At 75.5% G+C, this 23,500-nt stretch carries 1 protein-coding gene (cut by a window edge); it reads left to right on the forward strand.

Going from position 1 to position 23,500, the window contains the following annotated elements; translation table 11 throughout:
• On the forward strand, nt 1-23,453 hold the 3' portion of the coding sequence (locus IEY73_RS33305; protein WP_229715420.1) for a type I polyketide synthase. It extends 17,776 nt beyond the left edge of the window; 23,453 of the gene's 41,229 nt are visible here — the last part of the coding sequence; its start codon lies beyond the left edge, outside the window; the stop codon is at nt 23,451-23,453.
• Nucleotides 23,454-23,500 lie beyond the last annotated feature (47 nt).

Consider the following 23,500-nt stretch of genomic DNA (forward strand, 5'->3'; position numbering starts at 1 on the left):
CCACCGCCGCGCAGCCGTGGCTGGCCGACCACGTCATCGACGGGGCCGTCCTGGTGCCCGGCGCCGCGTTCGCCGAATGGGCGATCGAGGCGGGCCGGCACACCGGAACCCCGGCGATCGGTGAACTCGTCGTCGAGACGCCGCTGCCGCTGACCACCGGCGAGAACCGGCGAGTGCAGGTGGTGCTCGGTGCGGCGGACGACGACGGTGGACGCGACGTGACTGTCCACTCCCGCGGCGGCGACGACGGCGAGTGGACCCGGCACGCCGCCGGGCGGTTGACCGCCACCATGCCCGTACCGGGAACCGCGTCCGCGTGGCCGCCGGCCGGCGCGACCGAAACCGGCCTGGACGGCTTCTACCCGGACCTCGCCGAGCGGGGCTACCACTACGGACCCGTGTTCCGCGGGCTCACCGCGGCCTGGTCCGACGGCGACATCCGGTACGGCGAGGTGACGCTGCCCGGCCCGGTCGCCGACGCGATGACCGTGCACCCGGCCCTGCTCGACGCCGCCCTGCACCTGGCCGGCCTGGGCCTGTCGGATCCGGGCTTGTCGGATCCGGGCTTGTCCGGTCCGCGCTTGTCCGGTCCGGGCGGTGCGCCGGGCATCGGCGGCCTGCGGATGCCGTTCGCCTTCGCCGGCGTCGCCGTGCACGCCACCGGCGCCGACCACGTCCGGGTACGGATGAGCCCCGCCCCGGACGGCGCCCACCGGGTGGACATCACCGACGCGGCGGGCGCCCCGGTGCTGACCATCGAATCGCTGACCCTGCGCGAGACCCCCCGCGGACGGCTGCACACCGCCGCGCCGCTCTACGCGATCGAGGAGCGGCCGGTGGCCGGCGCGGAGTTCGTCGCCATGCCGCCGCTGCGCGCCGACGCTGCCACCTCGTCGCCCTGGTCCGTGCTGGCCGTCCCGGACGGCCCCGCCCTCGCCATCACGGCCGAGGTCCTGGAACGCCTGCAGGGCTTCCTGCGCGACGAGGCGCGGCAGGCCGACCGCCTCGCGGTGACCACCCGCAACGCCGCCGCCGAGCCGGCCGCCGCGGCGGTGCACGGACTGGTGCGCAGCGTGCAGACCGAGCACCCGGGCCGGATCCTGCTGGTCGACGGCGTCGCGAGCGGTGAACCGGTGCCGGTCGCCGGCGACGAGCCGCACCTGGCCGTGCGCGACGGCGCCGTCCGGGCGCCCCGCCTGCGCCGCACCACCGGCGGCGACGGGCCGTGGCTGAACCCGGCCGGCACCGTGCTGATCACCGGCGGCACCGGCTCGCTCGGCGCGGCCGTCGCCCGGCACGTCGTCGCCGACCTCGGCGTGCGCAGCGTACTGCTCGCCTCCCGCCGCGGCCCGGCCGCGGACTCCGCCGACCGGCTGCGCGCCGACCTGACCGGGCACGGCGCGGCCGTGGACATCGTGGCGTGCGACGTCTCCGACCGCGACGCCGTCCGCGACCTGCTCGCCCGGGTACCGGACGCCGCCCCGCTGACCGCCGTCGTGCACGCCGCCGGGATCCTCGACGACGGCGCCGCCACCGCCCTGGACGCCGAGCGGCTCGCCGCCGTCTGGCGGCCCAAGGCCGACGCGGCACGGCACCTCGACGAACTCACCCGCGACCTGCCGCTGGACGCGTTCATCCTGTTCTCCTCCGTGTCCGGCATGCTCGGCGGGGCCGGCCAGGCCAACTACGCGGCGGCGAACGGGTACCTCGACGGGCTCGCCGCCGGACGCCGCGCCGCCGGACACCCCGCGGTGTCCCTCGCGTGGGGAATCTGGAACCAGCCGGGCACCGGCATGACCGGGCACCTCGACGCCGCCGCGACGGCGCGGCTCGCCCGCACCGGCCTCGGCCCGATCGACGTGGCCGCGGGCATGCGCATGCTCGACGCCGCGGCCACCGCGGACCGGGCCGTGCTGGCGCCGCTGGTGCTCGACCTGGCCGCTCTGCGCCGGCCGGGCGCCCTCGTCCCGGCGTTGCTGCGCGACCTGGTGCGGCCCGCCGCCCCGGCGGGACCGGCGCCGGCGGCATCGTCCGCACCGACCATGATCGACCGGCTCGCGGCGATGGACACCGCCCGCCGCATCGCCGCGCTCACCGACCTGATCCGTGCCGAGGCGTCGGTCGTGCTAGGCGGCGACACGCTCGGCGCCGGGCAACCGTTCCGGGACGCCGGCTTCGACTCCCTCGCCGCCGTCGACCTGCGCAACCGCCTCACCGCCGCGACCGGCGTCACGCTGGCACCCACCGTCGTCTTCAACTTCCCCACCGCCGCGGCGCTCGCCGCGCACCTGCACGAGCAGCTCACCGGTGCGCTCGCCGCCACCCTGCCGGCGAATCCGGCGGGCGCCACCGGCGACGACCCGATCGCCATCGTCGGCGTGGGCCTGCGCCTGCCCGGCGGGGTCACCGGCCCGGACGACCTGTGGGACCTGCTGCTGCGCGACGGCGACGCGATCAGCACGTTCCCAACCGGCCGCGGCTGGGACCTCGACCGGCTCTACGACGCGGACCCGGCGACCCCCGGCACCTCGTACACGCGGCACGGCGGCTTCCTGCACGACGCGGCCGGTTTCGACGCGGAGTTCTTCGGGATCAGCCCGCGGGAGGCGTTGGCGATGGATCCGCAGCAGCGGCTGCTGCTGGAGACCTCGTGGGAGGCACTGGAACGGGCGGGCATCGACCCGGCGTCGCTGCGCGGCGCACAGGTCGGCGTGTTCACCGGGTTGATGTACCACGACTACGGCACCGGCGCCGACGTCGACGACCTGGAAGGACTGTTCGCCACCGGCACCACGGGCAGCGTCGCCACCGGCCGGGTCTCCTACGTGCTGGGCGTGCAGGGACCGTCGGTCACCGTGGACACCGCCTGCTCGTCCTCGCTGGTCGCGATGCACCTGGCCGCGCAGGCGATCCGGTCCGGTGAATGCGGCATGGCGCTGGCCGGCGGCGCCACGGTGATGGCCACCCCGCAGGTGTTCACCGAGTTCTCCCGCCAGCGCGGCCTGGCCGCCGACGGCCGGTGCAAGTCGTTCTCCGACGACGCGGACGGCACCGGCTGGTCCGAGGGCGTCGGCGTGGTGGTGCTGCAACGCCTCTCCGAGGCCGTCGCGCAGGGCCGGGATGTGCTCGCCGTGCTGCGCGGCAGCGCCGTCAACCAAGACGGTGCGTCCAATGGGTTGACTGCCCCGAACGGTCCTGCTCAGCAGGCGGTGATCGCTCAGGCGTTGGCCAATGCGGGGCTTGGTGCGTCCGAGGTGGATGCGGTGGAGGCGCATGGTACGGGGACCACGTTGGGGGATCCGATCGAGGCGCAGGCGGTGATGGCCACGTACGGGCGGGACCGTGACCCTGCGCGGCCGTTGTGGTTGGGGTCGCTGAAGTCGAATATCGGTCATGCGCAGGCGGCGGCGGGTGTGGCTGGTGTGGTGAAGATGGTGTTGGCGATGCGGTATGGGGTGCTGCCGCGCACCCTGCACGTCGGCACCCCATCGTCGAAAGTGGACTGGTCGGCCGGTGCCGTCGCGCTGCTCACGGACCCGCAACCCTGGCCGGACACCGATCGTCCGCGCCGTGCCGCGGTGTCGTCGTTCGGGGTGTCCGGTACCAACGCGCACCTGATCCTGGAACAGGGCCCGGTCGTGGCCCCCGTGCCGGCCCCACCGGTCGAGGCGGCGGTGCCGTTGGTGGTGACCGCCCGTAGCTCGCAGGCTCTCACGGCGCAGGCGCACCGGCTCGCCGCGAACCTGCCCGATGACCTGGCCGCGGCTGCCGCCTCGCTCTGGGCCTCGCGGAGCCGGTGGGAGCACCGTGCCGTCGTGACCGCCGGCGACCGCGCCGCCGCGGTTGCCGGCCTGCAGGCGATTGCTGGGGTGCGGGCGTCTGCGGATGGTCGGACGGTTTTGGTGTTTCCGGGTCAGGGTGCGCAGTGGGTGGGGATGGGTGCGGAGTTGTTGTCGGTGCCGGTGTTCGCGGAGCGGATGGCTGAGTGTGCGGTGGTGTTGGAGCCGTTTGTGGATTTGTTGGGGGTGATTCGGTCGGGGGGTGGTTTGGATCGGGTTGAGGTGGTGCAGCCGGTGTCGTGGGCGGTGATGGTGTCGTTGGCGGCGGTGTGGGAGTCGTTGGGTTTGCGGGTGGATGCGGTGGTGGGGCATTCGCAGGGGGAGATCGCGGCGGCGGTGGTGGCGGGTGCTTTGTCGTTGGTGGATGGTGCGCGGGTGGTGGGGTTGCGTAGTCGGGTGATTGCGGGGTCGTTGGCGGGGCGGGGTGGGATGTTGTCGGTGGCGTTGCCGGTGGGGGAGTTGGTGTTGCCTGAGGGTGTTGAGGTGGCGGTGGTGAATGCGCCGTCGTCGACGGTGTTGGCGGGGGATCCGGTGGTGCTTGCTGGTTTGTGGGAGGGGTTTGAGGCGGCGGGGGTGCGGGCGCGGGTGTTGCCGGTGGATTATGCGTCGCATTCGTCGTTGGTGGATGTGGTGGCTGGTGAGTTGGCGGGTGTGATGGTGGGTACGCGGGCGCCTGGGATTCCGTGGTTTTCGTCGGTGGATGGCTGTTGGGTTGAGGGGCCGTTGGATGCTGGGTATTGGGTGCGGAATCTGCGTTGTCCGGTGTTGTTTGCTGATGCTGTTGCGGCGTTGGGTGGGCAGGGTTTCGGGGTGTTTGTGGAGGTGAGTTCGCATCCGGTGTTGACGGGTGCGGTGTCGGAGGTGTTGCCGGGTGTGGTGGTGGGTGGCACGTTGCGTCGGGGTGAGGGGGGCCGGGAGCGGTTGCTGGCTTCGGCGGTGGAGTTGTTCGTGCGGGGTGTCGAGGTCGACTTGGGGGCGTTCATCCCGGTGGATGCGGGGCGGGTGGCGTTGCCTACCACTGCCTTCCAGCACCAGCCCTACTGGCTGCTGCCGTCGGCCACCGGCGACCCGGTCGGCAGCGGGCAACAAGCCGTCCGCCATCCGCTGCTGTCCGCCGCGGTGGACACCCCCGCCACCGGCGGCGTCGTGCTCACCGGCCGCATCGCCCGCGGCGCCCAGCCCTGGCTCGCCGAAGCGGCAGTCGTCCCCACCGCCGTGCTCGTCGACCTGGCCCTGCACGCCGGAGACCACGTCGGCTGCCCGCACCTGGACCACCTCGACATCGACCGGCCACTCGCCCGGCCCCGCGGCGACGCGGTGCGCCTGCAGGTCACCGTCACCGCCCCGGACGACGCCGGCCGGCGCACCGTCAGCGTGCACGCCCGCACCGACCACGACACGGCTTGGACCCGGCACGCCACCGGCACCCTGTCCAGCACCACGACCCGGCCCGAACCGGGCACCACCTGGCCGCCCGCCGGTGCGAGCCGCGTCGACCCGGACGACCTGCTCGACGCGCTCACCGCCCGCGGCGTCGACACCCCGCACGGCCCTTCCACGGTGTGGCGGCGCGGCGCCACCACGTACGCCGACATCACCCTCCCCGGCGACCTGCGCGCCGACGGCTGGGGCCTGCACCCGGCCCTGCTCGACACCGCCCTGCACCCGCTCATCACCGCCGCGCCGCTCTTCCCTGCCACACCCCTCGGCACGGCCACACCGAACACCATCCCGGTGCCCTCGGCCTGGCACAACGTCGCTCTGCACGCCACCGGCGCCACCACCATCCGGGTCACCCTCACCGTCACCCCCGACGGCGGCGCGACCCTGCGCATCGACGACCAGGCCGGCGAACCCGTGCTCACCGCCGACGCCGTGCACGCCGCCCCGGCCGACCTCGGCGCGGACGCGCCCACGCCCGACGCGCTCTACGCCGTCGACTGGACACCCGTCCCGGTCACCCCGGCGGGCGCCGACGACACCTGGCACCTGCTGGCCGTACCGGAAGCCCCCGACGACGACCCGCGCGCCGCCCTCACCACCGTCCTCACCGCCGTCCAGGAAGCGCTCGCCGACGACACCCGCCTCATCGTCGCCACCACCGGCACCGGGCCGGTCGCCGCGGCCGTCGGCGGACTCGTCCGCTCCGCCCAGTCGGAACACCCCGGACGCCTGCTGCTCGCCGACACCGCCGGCACCGACCCGGACGATGTCACCGGCCTGCTCACCGCCGCAGCCGCCGCCGGGGAGAACCAGGTGTCCCTGCGCGACGGCGAACTCCACGCACCCCGGCTCACCCGCCTCGACGCCGACCCGGCCGTGGCGCTCGGCCCCGACGGCACCGTCCTGATCACCGGCGGCACCGGCACCCTCGGCGCGGCCCTGGCCCGCCACCTCGTCACCACCCACGGCGTGCGGTCCCTGATCCTGGTGTCCCGCCGCGGACCGGCCGCCGCCGGGGCCGCCGACCTGGTCACCGAACTCACCGCCGCCGGCGTCACGGCCACCGTCCTGGCCTGCGACGTCGCCGACCGTACGGCGGTGCGGAAACTGCTCGACGGCATCACCGACCTGAGCGCCGTCATCCACACCGCCGGCGTCCTCGACGACGGCCTGATCGGCGCGCTCGACCCGGAACGGCTCGACACCGTGCTGCGACCCAAGGTGGACGCCGCCCGGCACCTCGACGAATTCACCCGCGACCGCAACCTCGCCGCGTTCGTGCTGTTCTCCTCCGCGGCCGGCGTCCTCGGCACCCCCGGCCAGGGCAACTATGCCGCGGCCAACGCCTACCTGGACGCGCTCGCCGCTCGCCGCCGGGCGGCCGGCGAGCACGCCGTCTCCCTCGCCTGGGGCCTGTGGGAGCAGCCCAGCGGCATGACCGGCGCGCTCGCCGACGCCGACTTCGCCCGGATGGCCGCCGCCGGTGTCGCCGCGCTCACCCTCGACGCGGGCCTGCGCCTGTTCGACGCCGCCGTCGCCGCCTCCCGCCCGATGGTCGTGCCGATCGCGCTGGACCTGGCAACGCTGCGGCGGCGCGCCCGCACCACCCCGGTGCCGCCGCTGCTGCGCGAGGTCGTCGGACCGGTCCGGCGCGCCGCGACCAACGCCGCCACCGCCACCGGACTGCAGGCCCGCCTGGCCGGCCTCGACGCTGCCGAGCGCCTCACCGCCGTGACCGCCCTGGTCCGCGCCGAGGCCGCGGCCGTGCTGGGCAGCGGCGGTGGCCGGATGGAGGCGCAGCGGGCGTTCCGTGACGTCGGGTTCGACTCGTTGACCGCGGTGGATCTGCGTAACCGGCTGGCCGGTGCGACCGGGTTGGCCCTGCCGTCCACTGTGGTGTTCGACCACCCCAGCCCGGCGGCGCTCGGCGCGCACCTGCTCGCCGAACTCACCGGCGCGCACCTCCCCGCCCCCGCGGCCCCGGCCGTGACGGTGCACGGCGACCCGATCGCCGTGGTGGGTGTGGGTGTGCGGCTGCCGGGTGGGGTGGAGTCGCCGGAGCAGTTGTGGGATCTGCTGGCGTCCGGTGGTGACGCGGTCGGTGGTTTCCCGGTGGATCGTGGCTGGGATTTGCCGCAGGACACGCCGTTCGCTCAGGTGGGTGGTTTCCTGGCGGGCGCTGGCTTGTTCGATGCGGAGTTTTTCGGGATCAGTCCGCGGGAGGCCCTCGCGATGGATCCGCAGCAGCGGCTGCTGTTGGAAACGTCGTGGGAGGCCTTGGAACGGGCCGGGATCGACCCGGTGTCGCTGCGCGGTCAGAGCGTCGGCGTGTTCACCGGCGGCGCCGGTCAGGACTACGGCCCTCGCCTGCACGAAAACAGCGGCAGCACCGAGGGCTATGCGCTGACGGGGACGTCGCCGAGTGTGTTGTCCGGTCGGGTGTCGTATGTGTTGGGGGTGCAGGGTCCGGCGGTGACGGTGGATACGGCGTGTTCGTCGTCGTTGGTGGCTCTTCATCTTGCGGCGCAGGCGTTGCGGGCGGGGGAGTGTTCGATGGCGTTGGCCGGTGGGGTGACGGTGATGGCGACGCCGGGGGTGTTTGCGGAGTTTTCTCGGCAGGGTGGGTTGGCTGCGGACGGGCGGTGTAAGGCGTTCGCGGATGCGGCGGATGGTACGGGGTGGGCTGAGGGTGCGGGTGTGTTGGTGTTGCAGCCGTTGTCGCAGGCCCGTGCTGATGGCCGGGATGTTTTGGCGGTGGTGAAGGGGTCGGCGGTCAATCAGGACGGGGCGTCGAATGGGTTGACGGCGCCGAATGGTCCGGCGCAGCAGGCGGTGATCCGGCAGGCTCTGGCGGTGGCGGGGCTGGGCGTGGCTGACATCGATGTGGTGGAGGCGCATGGGACGGGGACTCGGTTGGGGGATCCGATCGAGGCGCAGGCGTTGCTGGCGACGTATGGGCAGCGTGACGCGGGCCGTCCGGTGTTGGTGGGGGCGGTGAAGTCGAATATCGGGCATACGCAGGCGGCGGCGGGTGTGGCCGGGGTGGTGAAGATGATTCTGGCGATGCGGCATGGGGTGTTGCCGAAGACGTTGCATGTGGAGGCGCCGTCGTCTCAGGTGGACTGGAGTGCGGGTGCGTTGTCGCTGCTGACCGAGTCGGTGGAGTGGCCGGAGCGGGAGGGTCCACGGCGGGCGGCGGTGTCGGCGTTCGGGGTGTCCGGCACCAACGCGCACGTCATCCTCGAACAGCCCGACCCCGCGCCGGTCACCGTCCAGGCGGCACCGGCGGGTCCGGTGCCGGTGATGGTGAGCGCCCGCAGTCCGCAAGCCCTCGCCGAGCAGACCCGGCGGCTGGCCGAGCACCTCGACACCGGCGCCGACCTGCACGCCGTGGCCGCATCCCTGCCGGCCTTCCGCAGCACCTGGGAACACCGGGCCGTCGTGGTGGCCACCGACGCGTCCGGCGCCGCATCCGCGCTGCGCGGCGGCGGCGTCCGTGGCGAGGTCGATCCGGGGTTTGCGGGTGTGGGTGTGGTGTTCACGGGTCAGGGTGCGCAGCGGGCGGGGATGGGCCGGGAGTTGTATGACACGTATCCGGTGTTTGCGGCGGCGTTCGATGAGGCTCTCACTGCCCTGGGTGTGCAGGGGTTGCGGGAGGCGGTGTTCGACGGGACCGGTCTGGACGAGACGGTGTTCACGCAGACCGGGTTGTTCGCGTTTGAGGTGGCGGCGTATCGGTTGGTCCGGTCGTGGGGTGTGCGTCCGCGCGTGTTGGCGGGGCATTCGGTGGGGGAGATCGCGGTCGCGCATGTGGCGGGGATTTTGTCGTTGGCGGACGCGGCCCGGTTGGTGGCGGCGCGGGGCCGGTTGATGCAGGCGTTGCCGGCCGGTGGGGTGATGGTTGCTATCGAGGCGTCCGAGCAGGAGGTCGCGCCGTTGCTCACTGCGGGCGTCTGTCTCGCGGCGGTGAATGGTCCGCGGTCGGTGGTGATTTCGGGTGAGGCGGCGGCGGTCGAGGCGGTGGCTGCTTCCTTCGGCCGGACCCGGCGGTTGACGGTGAGTCACGCGTTCCATTCGGTGTTGATGGAGCCGATGCTCGACGAGCTGCGTGTGGTCGCGGGGTCGTTGACTTTTGACGAGGCGCGGATCCCGGTGGTGGCGAGTGCGCCGGGGGACATGGCCACCGCGGAGTACTGGGTGGAGCAGGTTCGTCGGCCGGTGCGGTATGCCGATGCGGTGGCGGCGATGGCCGGTGACGTGTCGATGCTGCTGGAACTGGGGCCGGACGGGATCCTCAGCGGCTTCGAGGTGGCGGTGCCGACGGTGCCGTTGACCCGCCGCAACCGGGCGGAGGCGACCGCTGCGGTGACCGCCCTCGCCGAACTGCATGTGCGCGGTGCCGACGTGGACTGGCTTGCCCTCACACCCGCCCCCGCCCGCGTCATCGACCTGCCCACCACCGCGTTCCACCGCCGCCGCTTCTGGCTCGAACCCCGCCCGACCGGCAGCCCCGCCGCCCTGGGCCTGCGCGCCGCGGAGCACCCGCTGCTCGGCGCTGTCGTCGACACCCCCGGCACCGGCGGCGTCACCCTCACCGGGCGGATCTCGACCGCCCTGCAGCCGTGGCTGCGCGACCACACCATCGGCGGCGCCGTCCTGGTCCCCGGCACCGCCCTGGTCGACCTCGCCCTGCACGCGGGCGACCTGGCCGGCGCGCCAGTCCTGGACGAACTGGTTGTCGAAGCGCCGGTCGCGCTGCCCGCCCCGGATGTGGTGCTACGCCTGCAGGTCACCGTCGGCGACATCGACGACCTCGGCCGGAGGCCGGTCGCCGTGCACTCCTGCCCCGAGGGCGGCGAGGCCGACGCCGGCCCGTGGACCCGGCACGCCGCCGGGTTCCTCGGCACCACCCAGCCCGCCGCGCCCGCCGCGGAGCAGTGGCCTCCGGCCGGCGCCGTACCCGTCGACCTGGACGGTTTCTACGACGCCCTGCACGGCCACGGATACGGATACGGCCCGATGTTCCGGGGCCTCACCGCCGCGTGGCGCCGCGACGGCGACCTCTACGGCGAGGTCGCCCTGCCGAGCGGTGCCGACGTCACCGGCCACATGATGCACCCCGCCCTGTTCGACGCCGCGCTGCACACCGCCCTGCTCACCGCCGGCTCCGGGGACGCCGGGGACGCCATCCTCCTGCCGTTCGCCTGGAACCGGGTCGCCCTGCACGCCACCGGGGCGACCACCGTACGGGTGCACGTCGCCCCCGGACACGACGGCGGCGCGTCGGTGGCCATCAGCGACCCGGCCGGGGCCGCCGTGCTGACCGTCGGCTCCCTGGTCAGCCGGGCGATCACCGCCGACCGGCTGGCCGCCGCCCCCACCACTCCCGGCGAGGCCCTCTACCGGATGCGCTGGACCCCCCTGGCCACCGCCCCCGGCGTCCCGGCGGCCTCCGGCGTCCCGGCGGCCTCCGGCGCCCCCGGCGCCCCGGCGGCCACCGTCATCGCCGGCCCCGGCGACCTGCGCGACATCACCGCGCCGCCGCCGTGGCTGCTGCTGCCGGTCCCGGACACCGGCGGCACCGGCCCGGTGGCCGCGCGCGCCGCCGTGGGACGTGTCCTGGCCGTCGTGCAGGCGCTGGTGGCCGAGCCGCGCTGGAACGACACCCGCCTGATCGTGGCCACCCGCCACGGCGTGGCCACCGACCCGCTGGAACCCGGCAGCGACCGGGCCGGCCCCGAGAACACCGGGCCGGTGGGGACCGGCACGGAGGCGGCCGACGCGGCGGAGATCGATCCGGCGGCTGCCGCCGTGCACGGCCTGATCCGCTCGGTGCACCTGGAGCATCCCGGCCGGGTGGTCCTCGCCGACACGCCCGGCGACCTCGCCGCGGCGCCCGCCGACCTCGCCGCGGCGCCCGCCGACCTCGCGGCTGTGCTCGCCGCCGCCGACGCCGGCGAGACACAGGTCGCGGTGCGCGACGGGCGGGTGCTCGTCCCTCGCCTGGTCCGCGACGACGCCACCACCGGCGCCGCATCGGCACCCGCAGACGCGGGCACCGTGCTCACCGACGCGGCGGTCCGGGGCACCGTGCTCATCACCGGCGGCACCGGAACGCTGGGTGCCCTGGTGGCCCGGCGCCTCGCCGAGCGCGGCGCCACCCGGCTGGTCCTGGCGTCCCGCCGCGGACCGGCCGCGGACACCGCCGGGCTGATCGCGGACCTGGCCGCGGCCGGCGCCCCGGCGGACGTCGTGGCGTGCGACGTCGCCGACCGGGACGCGGTGCGTGACCTGCTCGCGTCGATCACCGACCTGACCGCCGTGGTGCACACCGCCGGCGTCCTCGACGACGCGCTGATCGGGTCGCTCGACGACCACCGGGTGGATACCGTGTTCGCGCCCAAGGCGGACGCTGCGGCGCACCTCGACGAGTTGACCCGCGGTCGCGGCCTGACCGCGTTCGTGCTGTTCTCCTCGATCGCCGGCACGCTGGGCAGCGCCGGGCAGGGCAACTACGCGGCGGCTAACGCGTACCTCGACGCCCTTGCCGTCCGGCGCCGCGCCGCCGGGGAGCACGCGGTGTCCCTCGCCTGGGGCATGTGGGCCCCGGCCAGCGCCATGACCGCGAACCTCGGCGCCGCCGACGACGCCCGGAGGGCCCGCTCCGGCATGACCCTGATCGACGCCGACGCGGGCATGCGCCTGCTTGACGCGGCCTGGGCGCACCCCGCCGCCGCCCTGGTCCCCGCCGTCCTGGACGTGCCGGTGCTGCGCGGGCTGGCCCGGTCCGGCGCGTTGCCGCCGGTGCTGTGGCAGATCGGCGGTCGCAGCCGGCGCACCTCCGTCGCGTCCGGCGCGGCCGGCGATCTGCGATCCGGCCTGTCCCACCGTGACCGGGCCGCGCGCACCGCCGCCCTGCTCGACCTGGTCCGTGCCGAGGCCGCCACGGTGCTCGGCGACGGCGGCGCGATCGCCGCCCGCCAGGCGTTCCGGGAGGTCGGATTCGACTCGCTGAGCGCCGTCGAACTGCGCAACCGGCTCACCGCGGCGACCGGCGTCACGCTGAGCGCCACCGTCGTCTTCGACCACCCGAGCCCGCACGACCTCGCCGACCACCTGCAGGGCGAACTGTTCGGCGACGCCGAGCCGGCCGGCGCGGCGCCGGTCGCGGCGAGCACCTCGGACGAACCGATCGCCGTCGTCGGCGTCGGCTGCCGCCTGCCCGGCGGGATCACTGGCCCGGACGACCTGTGGGAACTGCTGCGCTCCGGCCGCGACGGCATCACCGCCTGGCCGGTGAACCGGGGCTGGGACATCGACGACCTGTACGACCCGGACCCCGACGCACCCGGCAAGTCCTACTCGCGGCACGGCGGATTCCTGCACGACGCCGATCTGTTCGACCCGGAGTTCTTCGGCATCAGCCATCGCGAGGCGCTGGCCATGGACCCGCAGCAGCGGCTCCTGCTGGAGACCTCCTGGGAAGCCCTGGAACGGGCCGGGGTGGATCCGTCCGCGCTGCGCGGCGAGCGGGTCGGCGTCTTCACCGGCCTGATGTACTACGACTACGGCATGGGCGCCGACACCGAGGGACTGGAGGGCATGCTGGGCACCGGCGGGTCCGGCAGCGCGGCGGCCGGTCGTGTCTCGTACGTGCTCGGTGTGCAAGGCCCCTCGGTGACCGTGGACACCGCGTGCTCGTCCTCGCTGGTGGCCACGCACCTGGCCGCGCAGGCTCTGCGCGCGGGCGAGTGCCGGATGGCGCTGGCCGGAGGGGCCACCGTGATGGCCACGCCCGGCCCCTTCATCGGCTTCTCCCGCCAGCGCGGCCTGGCCGCCGACGGGCGCTGCAAGTCGTTCTCCGCGACCGCGGACGGCACGAGCTGGGCCGAGGGCTCCGCCGTCCTGGTCCTGCAACGCCTGTCCGACGCGGTGCGCGAGGGCCGGCCGATCCTCGGCCTGGTGACCGGCAGCGCGGTGAACTCCGACGGCGCCTCGAACGGTCTCACCGCCCCGAACGGACCGGCGCAGCAGGCGGTCATCGCTCAGGCGCTGGCCACCGCCGGCATCGAGGGGACCGCGGTCGACGCGGTGGAGGCGCACGGCACCGGCACCGTGCTGGGCGACCCGATCGAGGCGCAGGCCCTGATCGCCACCTACGGCCGCGACCGCGACCCGGCCGACCCGCTGTGGCTGGGATCGCTGAAGTCGAACATCGGGCACACCCAGGCCGCGGCGGGCGTGGCCGGCATCATCAAGATGATCCTGGCGATGCGGCACGGCGAACTGCCCCGCACCCTGCACGCCGACCAGCCGACCACCAAGGTGGACTGGTCCGCCGGCACGGTGCGGCTGCTCACCGAGCCGGCGCCGTGGCCGCGCCGGGACCGTCCCCGCCGGGCGGCGGTGTCCTCGTTCGGCGTCTCCGGCACCAACGCGCACGTGATCCTGGAGCAGTACACCGCGCCGGCCGCGCCCGTGCCGCGGCACGCCGGTGTGCTGCCGCTGTTCGTGTCCGCCCGCACCGGCGCCGGATTGCAGGCCCAGGCCGCCCGCCTGGCCGGGTACGCCGAGCGCACCGCCGGCGACGGCGACGACACCGGGGGCGTGGCCGGGCTTGCGGTCACCCTGGGATCCGCCCGTGCCGTCCGCGAGCGGCGGGCGGTGGTGATCGCCGACGGCCCCGACGAGGCGATCCGCGGCCTGCGCGCGCTGGCCGCCGACGAGCCCGCGACAACCCTGGTCCGCGGTCGCGTCGCCACCGCCCCGGTCGGCCGCACCGTGCTGGTGTTCCCCGGCCAGGGCGCGCAGTGGGCCGGCATGGGCGCACAGCTCTGGGACACCGAGCCGGTCTTCGCCGCCCGGATGGCCGAATGCGCCGCCGCGCTGTCCCCGCACGTCGACTGGGCACTGTCCGATGTGGTCCGCCACGGCAGCCGTTCGCTGGACGAGGTCGACGTCGTCCAGCCGGTGTCCTGGGCCGTCTCGGTCGCGCTCGCCGCGCTGTGGGAGTCCGTCGGGCTGCGCGCCGACGCCGTCCTCGGACACTCGCAGGGCGAGATCGCCGCCGCCGCGGTCGCCGGGGCGCTGTCGCTGACCGATGCCGCCGCGGTCGTCGCGCTGCGCGCCCGGCTGATCCGCGCCGAACTGTCCGGCCGCGGCGGTCTGCTGTCCGTCCCGCTGCCCGAGGCGGACGCGCTGGCCGCGGTGGCCGAACTCGGCATCGACGGCGTCGAACTCGCCGCGGTCAACTCGGCCACCGGGGTCGCCCTCGGCGGCGACCCGGAGACCTTGCGCCGCCTCCGGGCCCGGTTCGCCGACCGCGGCGTCCACGCCCGGACGATCCCCATCGACTACGCCTCGCACACCACGCAAGTGGCCGAGACCGCCGACCGGCTCGTCGCGGTGCTGGACGGCGTGACCGGCGCCGCACCGCGGATTCCCTGGTTCTCCACCGTGGACGGACAATGGGTGCACGACCCCGCGGGGCCCGGGTACTGGGCCCGCAACCTGCGCTGCCCGGTGCGCTTCGCCGATGCGGTGTCCGCCCTCGCCGCGTCCGGCCACGGCGTCTTCGTCGAGGCGAGCTCGCATCCGGTGCTGACGGCGAGCATGCAGGAGACGGCAGGCGACGCCGCGGTGGTCACCGGCACGCTGCGCCGCGACGACGGCGGACGGCGCCGCTTCCTGCACGCGGCGGCCGAACTGTTCGTGCACGGCGTCGACCTCGACCGGGCTGCGCTCCTGCCGCCCGGCCGTGCCGCGGTGGGCGTGCCGACCACGGTGTTCCAGCATCACCGGTTCTGGTTGCGCCCGGCCCGGCCCACCGACGCCGCCCACTACGGCCTGCTGCCCACCGAGCACGCCGTCCTCACCGCCGCCCTGCCGCTGTCCGCGTCCGACGGTGCCGTGCTGACCGGACGCCTCTCGCCGACCCGGCAGCCGTGGCTTGGTGACCACGCGGTGCGCGGCGCCGTCCTGCTGCCCGGCGCCGCCCTCGTCGAACTCGCCGTCCGTGCCGGCGATCACGTCGGTCTGCCCACGGTCAGCGAGCTGGTGATCGAGGCCCCGCTGGTGCTGCCCGGCGACTTCGCCGCCGACGTGCAGGTGTCGGTCGGCCCGCCGGAGCACGGTCGCCGGTCCGTGGCGGTGCACGCGCGGCCAGCCGGCGGCGAGGTCTGGACCCGGCACGCCACCGGCTTCCTCGGTGCCGCCGCTGCCGCTGTCGCCGGTGCAGGCCCGAACGCCGCGTGGCCACCCGCGGGCGCCGACCCGATCGACGTCACCGGGTTCTATCCGGCGGTTGCGGAGCGCGGTTACCAGTACGGCCCGGCGTTCCGCGGTCTGCGTGCGGCATGGCGGCGCGCGGACGAGGTGTACGCCGATCTCGAACTGCCCGCCGACGTCGCCGTCGACCAGGTCGCCCTGCACCCGGCCCTGCTCGACGCGGCCCTGCACGCGGGCCTGCTGACCGGCCCCGACGAGGAGACCGGCGACGAGACCGGCGTCCGCCTTCCGTTCGCGTGGAACGACGTGACCGTGCACCGCGGCGGCGCACGCCGTCTGCGGCTGCGGATGGCGCCCGCGGGCGACGGCGGCGCGTCGCTGCACCTGAGCGACCCGTCCGGCGCCCCGGTGGCCACCGTCGGGTCGCTGATCAGCCGGCCGGTCCGGCCCGAGCAACTGACCGGCGGGGACACCGGCACCGTGCTGTACGGCCTGGACTGGACCGACCTGGACCAGACCGGACTGGACCAGACCGACCTGGACCAGACCGGACTGGCATCGCCCGCCGGTTCGGTCGCGGCCGGCACGGTGCACACGCCCGCCGAGATCGCCGGCGCGCGCGGGTGGCACCTGCTGCCGGTGCCGGACGGCGACGCGCGCGCGGCGATCGGCGCCGTCCTCCCGGTCGTCCAGGCGTTGCTCACCGACGCGGACCCGGCGGCCCGGCTGATCGTGGCCACCCGCACCGCCGTCGACCCGGGCGGCCGGGACATCGACCCGGCCGGGGCCGCCGTCTGGGGTCTCGTCCGCGCCGTGCAGACCGAGAACCCGGGCCGGGTGCTGCTGGCCGACCTGGACACCACCGGTGCCCCCGGACCCGACGTTCTCGCACGGCTGGTCGCCGCCGCGGAAGCCGGGGAATGGCAAGTGGCCGTGCGCGACGGCGGTCTGCGCGGCCCGCGCCTGTCGCGGATGCCCACCGACCCTCCGGGCGCCGTCCTCGACCCGGCCGGCACGGTGCTGATCACCGGCGGCACCGGCGCGCTCGGCCGCGCCGTGGCCCGCCACGTCGTCACCGCGCACGGGGTGCGGCATCTGCTGCTCGCATCCCGGAGCGGCCCGGCCGCCGCCGGCGCCGACGACCTGGTGCAGGAGCTGCGCAACCGGGGCGCCACCGTCGACGTGGTCGCCTGCGACGTCGCCGACCGCGCCCAGGTCGCCGCGCTGCTCGCCCGGGTGAGCGCCGCCGCCCCGCTGACCGCCGTGGTGCACACCGCCGGCGTCCTCGACGACGGCCTGGTCGGCAGCCTCGACGCGGCGCGCATCGACACCGTGTTCGCGCCCAAAGCGGACGCGGCGGTGCACCTCGACGAGCTGACCCGCGACCTGCGGCCCGCCGCGTTCGTGCTGTTCTCCTCGGTGGCCGGCACGCTCGGCGCCGCGGGGCAGGCGAACTACTCGGCGGCCAACGCGTTCCTCGACGCCCTGGCGGTGCGCCGCCGCGCCGCCGGGCTGCCCGCCGTGTCGCTGGCCTGGGGCCTGTGGGGCGAGCACGCCAGCGGCATGACCGGCGCGCTGCGCGACACCGACACCGCCCGGATGTCCCGCTCCGGCATCCGCCCCCTGGACACCGCGCAGGGCCTGGCCGCGCTGGACGCGGCGCTGGGCGCGGACCGTCCGGTCCTGCTCCCGGTGGCGCTCGACGTGCCGGTGCTGCGCGAGCACGCCCGCGCCGGGGCGCTCCCGGCGATGCTGTCCGGGATCGTGGGGCCGGTACGGCGTGCCACGCCGGCCGCCGGACCGTCCGACGGTGGCCTCGCCGCGCGGCTGGCCGGACTGGACGCCGCGGCCCGGCGTGGCCTGCTCACCGACGTGGTGCGCGCCGAAGCGACGGTGGTGCTCGGCGGCGGCGAGCCGATCGCCGTCACCGGGGCGTTCCGCGACGCCGGGTTCGACTCGCTCGCCGCGGTGGAACTGCGCAACCGGCTCACCGCCGCGACCGGTGTCACGCTGAGCGCCACCGTGGTGTTCGACCATCCCAGCCCGGCCGCGCTGGCCGAGCACCTGCTCGCCGAGCTCGTCGGCGACACCGCAAGCGCACCGGGCGAACCGGTGCGCGCGGCGCCGACGGCCGTGGCGACCACCGACGACCCGATCGTCATCGTCGGCATGGGCCTGCGGCTGCCCGGCGGCGTCGCCACCCCGGACCAGATGTGGGATCTGCTCACCGAGGGCCGCGACGCGGCAACGCCGTTCCCCACGGACCGCGGCTGGGATCTGGACGCCCTGTCCGCCGCGGACGGGCCGGGCACATCCGTCACGCGTACCGGCAACTTCCTGCACGACGCGGGTGTCTTCGACGCCGGCTTCTTCGGCATCAACCCGCGGGAGGCGCTGGCCATGGACCCTCAGCAGCGCCTGCTGCTGGAGACCTCGTGGGAGGCCCTGGAACGCGCCGGCATCGACCCGACCACCGTGCGCGGCACCGACGTCGGCGTCTTCACCGGCCTGATGTACCAGGGGTACGGCGTCGGCGCGCAGCGCCCGGACCTGGCCGGGCTGCTCGGCACCGGCTCGGCGAGCAGCGTGGCCGCGGGCCGTGTCTCGTACGTTCTCGGCCTGCAAGGGCCCGCGGTCAGCGTCGACACCGCCTGCTCCTCCTCGCTGGTCGCCATGCACCTGGCCGCGAGCGCGCTGCGCTCCGGCGAGTGCTCGATGGCGCTGGCCGGCGGGGTGACCGTGATGGCCACCCCGGGAACCTTCGTCGAGTTCTCCCGCCAGGGCGCGCTGTCCGCGGACGGCCGCTGCAAGTCGTACGCGGACGGCGCCGACGGCACCGGCTGGGCCGAGGGCGCCGGCATGCTGGTGCTGCAACGGCTCTCCGACGCCCGCCGCGACCGCCGTCGGGTCCTGGCGATCCTGCGCGGCACCGCGACCAACTCCGACGGCGCCTCCAACGGTCTCACCGCCCCGAATGGGCCCGCACAGCAGGCCGTCATCGCTCAGGCGCTGGCGAACGCCGGGCTCACCGGCGCCGACATCGACGCGGTCGAGGGGCATGGCACCGGCACCACGCTCGGCGACCCGATCGAGGCGCAGGCGCTGATCGCCACGTACGGCCGGGAGCGTCACCCCGGAGCGCCGCTGTGGCTCGGCTCGCTGAAGTCGAACATCGGGCACACTCAGGCCGCCGCCGGGGTGGCCGGCGTGATCAAGATGATTCTGGCGATGCGGCACGGGACGCTCCCGCGGACCCTGCACGTCGACACGCCATCGTCCAAGGTGGACTGGTCGGCCGGCACGGTCCGGCTGCTCACCGAGCCGGTGCCGTGGCCCGAGACCGGCCGGCCTCGGCGCGCCGCGGTGTCGTCGTTCGGCGTCTCCGGCACCAACGCCCACGTGATCGTCGAGCAGGCGGACCCCCACCCGTCCGCGCCCGGCCCGGTGCCGCTGGTCGTGACCGCCCGGTCGGCGGACGCGCTGCGGGAACAGACCGCGCGCACCGCCGCCTACCTGGAAGCCGGGCACGACCTGGCGGCCACGGCCGCCGCGGCCGTGCACACGCGCGCCGTCTGGGACCACCGCGCGGTGGTCGTCGCCGCGGACCCGGGCCGCGCGGCCCGGTTGCTGCGCAAGGGCGGCGGCGTGCGGGGTGCCGCCGGGCGCGACTGCGGCGTCGCCCTGCTGTTCACCGGTCAGGGCGGGCAGCGTCCGGGCATGGGACGCGAGCTGTACGAGGCGTACCCGGTGTTCGCCGAAGCCTTCGACGCGGCCTGCGCGGCGCTCGGCGTGGACGGCGTGCGCGCGGCGGCCTTCGACGGAACCGGACTGGACGAGACGCTGTTCACCCAGAGCGCGCTGTTCGCGTTCCAGGTCGCCGCGTACCGGCTGATCACCTCGTGGGGCGTGCGCCCGCGGATGGTCGCCGGGCACTCGCTCGGCGAGATCGCCGCCGCGCACGCCGCGGGTGTCCTGTCGCTCGCGGACGCCGCCACGCTGGTGACCGCCCGGGGACGCCTGATGCGGGCCCTGCCGCCGGGCGGCGCGATGGTGGCGATCGAGGCCGCCGAGGACGAGGTGCTGCCGCTGCTCACCGACCGGGCGTCGATCGCCGCGGTGAACGGGCCGCAGTCGGTGGTGGTGTCCGGCGCGGCGGACGCCGTACGCGACATCGCCGACCGGTTCCACCAGCCGAGCTGGCTGCCGGTGTCCCTGGCCGGACACTCACCCCTGATGGAGCCGATGCTCGACGACCTCCGGGAGATCGTCGCCGGGCTCACCCTGCGGGCGCCGGAAGTGCCCATGGTGTCGACCATCGAACCCGGCGCGGACGTGAGCGACCCGGAGTACTGGGTGCGGCAGGTCCGGCAGCCGGTGCGGTTCGCCGACGCGGTCCGCGCGATGGCCGGCGCGTCGGTGTTCCTCGAAGTCGGCCCCGGCCCCGCCCTCACGGTGATGACGAACGCGCTGGACGACGTGCCGGAAGCGGTCGCCCTGATCCGGCGGCTGCCCGAGCGGGCGGCCGCCCTGACCGCCCTCGGCGAGCTGTTCGTCCGCGGCGCCGACGTCGACTGGCCGGCGCTGCTGCCGGCACCCGCCGCGCCCGCCGCCGACCTGCCCACCACCGCGTTCCGCCGGTCGCACTACTGGCTGACCCCGGCGCGTGCCGGCGACCCGGCCGGGCTGGGCCAGTCCCCGCTGACGCATCCCCTGCTCGGCGCGGTGGTCGAGGAGCCGGAGTCCGGTGGTGTCGTGCTGACCGGCCGGATCGCCCGCTCCACCCATCCGTGGCTGGCGGATCACGCGGTCGGGGACACCGTCCTGCTGCCCGGCGTGGCGCTCGTCGAGATGGCGTTGCAGGCCGGTGAGCAAGCCGGCGTGCCGGTCCTCGACGAACTGGTCATCGAGGCCCCAGCGGTGCTGCCCGAGGCCGGCGCCCTGCACATCCAGGCGGTGGTCGCCGCCGCCGGGCCGGACGGCCGCCGCGCGGTGGCGGTCCACTCCCGCCCGGCCGGCCCGGGCACCTGGACCCGGCACGCCACCGGCGCGCTCGTCGCGGACACCCCGGCGAGCGACCCATGGCCGGCGTCGTGGCCGCCCCCGGACGCGCGCCCGATCGACCTGGACGGGCTCTACGACCGGCTCGGCGAGCGCGGCTTCGCGTACGGTCCGGTCTTCCGCGGCCTGTCCGCCGCCTGGGCGCACGGCGACGAGATCCTGGCCGAGGTGACCCTGCCCGGCACCGCCGACCCGGCCGGGTTCGCGGTGCACCCGGCCCTGCTCGACGCCGCCCTGCACGCGCTGTTCCTGCACCGTGGGCCGGAGGCCGACCCCGGCACCGTGTCGTTGCCGTTCGCGTTCAACCGGGTCGCCGCGCGCACCGGGGGCGCCCGCGCTCGCGCGGCCCGGGTGCGGATCGTCGCCGGCCCGGACGGCGGCGCACGGGTGGAGCTGGCCGACCGCTCCGGCCGGCCCCTGGCGTCGATCGGCTCCCTGACCACACGCCCGGTGCCGGTCACGCAGCTCGACGGCGGCACGGTCCTCTACCGCGTGGACTGGGTGGCGGCCACGCTCGATGATCCGGCCCCGGACAGTCCGGAGTGGACGCTGCTGCGGCACCAGCCCGGCACCTCGCTCGGCGAGCACCTGCGCTCCCTGCAGTCCTTCCTGGACGACCCGGCCCGCGCGCAGGATCGGCTGGCGGTGACGGTCTCCCACGGGGCCGCCACCGGGGCGCGGGACGAGCCCGACCCGTCCGCCGCCGCGCTGTGGGGGCTGGTGCGCAGCGCGCAGTCGGAAAATCCGGGGCGCATCGTGCTGATCGACGTGGGCGACGGCGCGCTGCCCGCCGGGCTGCCCGCGGCGCTGGCCGCCGCGGGGGAGACCGAGGCGGCGGTGCGCGGCGGCCAGGTGCTGGTGCCCCGGCTCGTCCGGGACGCCGCCGCGCCGGCCGGCACCGCGCCGGCTCCCGGCGCCCGGCCGCTCGACCCGGCGGGCACCGTGCTGATCACCGGCGGCACCGGCCTGCTCGGAGCCGTCGTAGCCCGGCATCTGGTGGCCGCCCACGGCATTCGCAACCTCATCCTGGTGTCACGCCGCGGCCCGGCCGCCGCCGGCGCCGCGGAGCTGACCGCCGAACTGACCGCCTGCGGCGCCCGTGTCGACGTGGTCAGCGGCGACGTGGCCGACCGGAACCAGGTGCGCCTGCTGCTCGACCGGGTGCCCGCGGACGCCCCGCTGACCGCGGTGGTGCACACCGCCGGTGTGCTCGACGACGGCGTGGTCACCGCGCTGACCGCCGGGCGCCTGGAGACCGTGCTCGCGCCCAAGGCGTACGGGGCGGATCACCTCGACACGCTGACCCGCGACCGGGACCTGGCGGCGTTCGTGGTGTTCTCCTCCGCGGCCGGTCTGCTCGGCGCGCCCGGCCAGGGCAACTACGCCGCGGCGAACACCATGCTGGACGCGATCGCGGCCCGCCGCCGGGGAGCCGGGCAGCACGCCGTCTCGCTCGCCTGGGGACCGTGGGCGGGAACCGGGAGCATGACCGCGCACCTGGACGAGCGCGCCACCGCCCGGATGGCCCGGACCGGGATCCGCCCGATGGAGGCCGAGCGGGGCATGCGCCTGCTGGACACCGCGCTGACCGCCCCGCACGCCCTGGTCGTGCCGATCGACGTCAGCCCGGCCGACATCCGCGCCGCCGCGGGCCGCGGTGGCACCGTGCCGCCCCTGCTGCGCGCGCTGGTCCCCCCGGTACACCGCGCGGTGCCGCAGCGCGCCGCCCGCCCGTCGCCGTTCACGGTGGCCGATCCGGACGACCGGCTCGCCGCCCTCGTCGACCTCGTCCGCGAGGAGGTGGCCGCGGAACTGGGCCACGACGGCACCGAAGCGATCGGACCGGACGGGTCGTTCCGGGACCTCGGTTTCGACTCGCTCACCGCGGTCGGGTTGCGTAACCGCCTGGCCACGGTCACCGGCCTGCGGCTGGCGGCCACGCTGGTCTACGACCACGAGACACCGCACCTGCTCGCCCGTCACCTGCAAGCCGTGCACGAGCGCGCCGAGCCCGCGAACGACACGACCGCGGCGCCGGGCGGCCGGAGTCTGACGGCGCTCTACCGGACCCTGCTCCTGCAGGGCAAGGGCAGGGAGATGGAGATGCTCGGCGTCAGCGCGGCGGCGACGCGCGACACGTTCGACACCCCGACCGCCGTACCGGTACGCACGGTCACGCTCGCGAAGGGCGACCAGGTCCCGCACCTGATCTGTTTCGCGCCGCTGGCCGCGATGGACGCGGTGATGAACTTCAGCCGGCTCGCCAACGAGTTCGCCGGCAGTGCCGACATGACCCTGGTCAACACGCCCGGCTATGCCTCCGGGGAGCCGCTCGCCTCCGGCTGGGACGTGCTGATGGCGACCTTGGCCGACGCCGTCGTCCGGTGCGCCGAGGACCGCCCGTTCATCCTGCTGGGCGTGTCCGCGGGCGGGGTGCTGGCCAGTTCGGTGGCGGCCCTGCTGGAAGGGGCCGGGACGTCGCCGCAAGCCGTCGTCCTGGTCGACACCTATGTGCCCGACCAGGTGCCGTCCCGCCTGCTGCGGTTCCTCACCCACCGCTACGCGACCCAGCAGGGCGCCGGCGACTACGACTTCGAAAAGATCACCGCGGCGTCGGCGTACAGCCTGATGCTGCAGGGCTGGCGGCCGGCCGCGCTGCGGACGCCGACCCTGGTGGTACGCCCGGACCGGCCCATCGACGGACCGGACGGCGCCGACGAGCTGGAGCCGGGCGAGTGGCAGTCGTCGTGGCCGGTGCCGCACGACGTCACGACGCTGGCGGGGGACCATTTCTCGCTCGTCCACGCGGACGTGGCGGCGACCGCGGCGGCGATCCGGGCGTGGCTGAGCGGGGGTGACGTGGCGGGCCCGGCGGATCGCCAGTGACGACGCCGCGGGCCCGGCCGGGCCCGCGGCGTCGCCGGGCGGGCCGG

Origin of the sequence: Mangrovihabitans endophyticus (assembly GCF_014646155.1) — a bacterium.
Lineage (GTDB): Bacteria > Actinomycetota > Actinomycetes > Mycobacteriales > Micromonosporaceae > Actinoplanes > Actinoplanes endophyticus.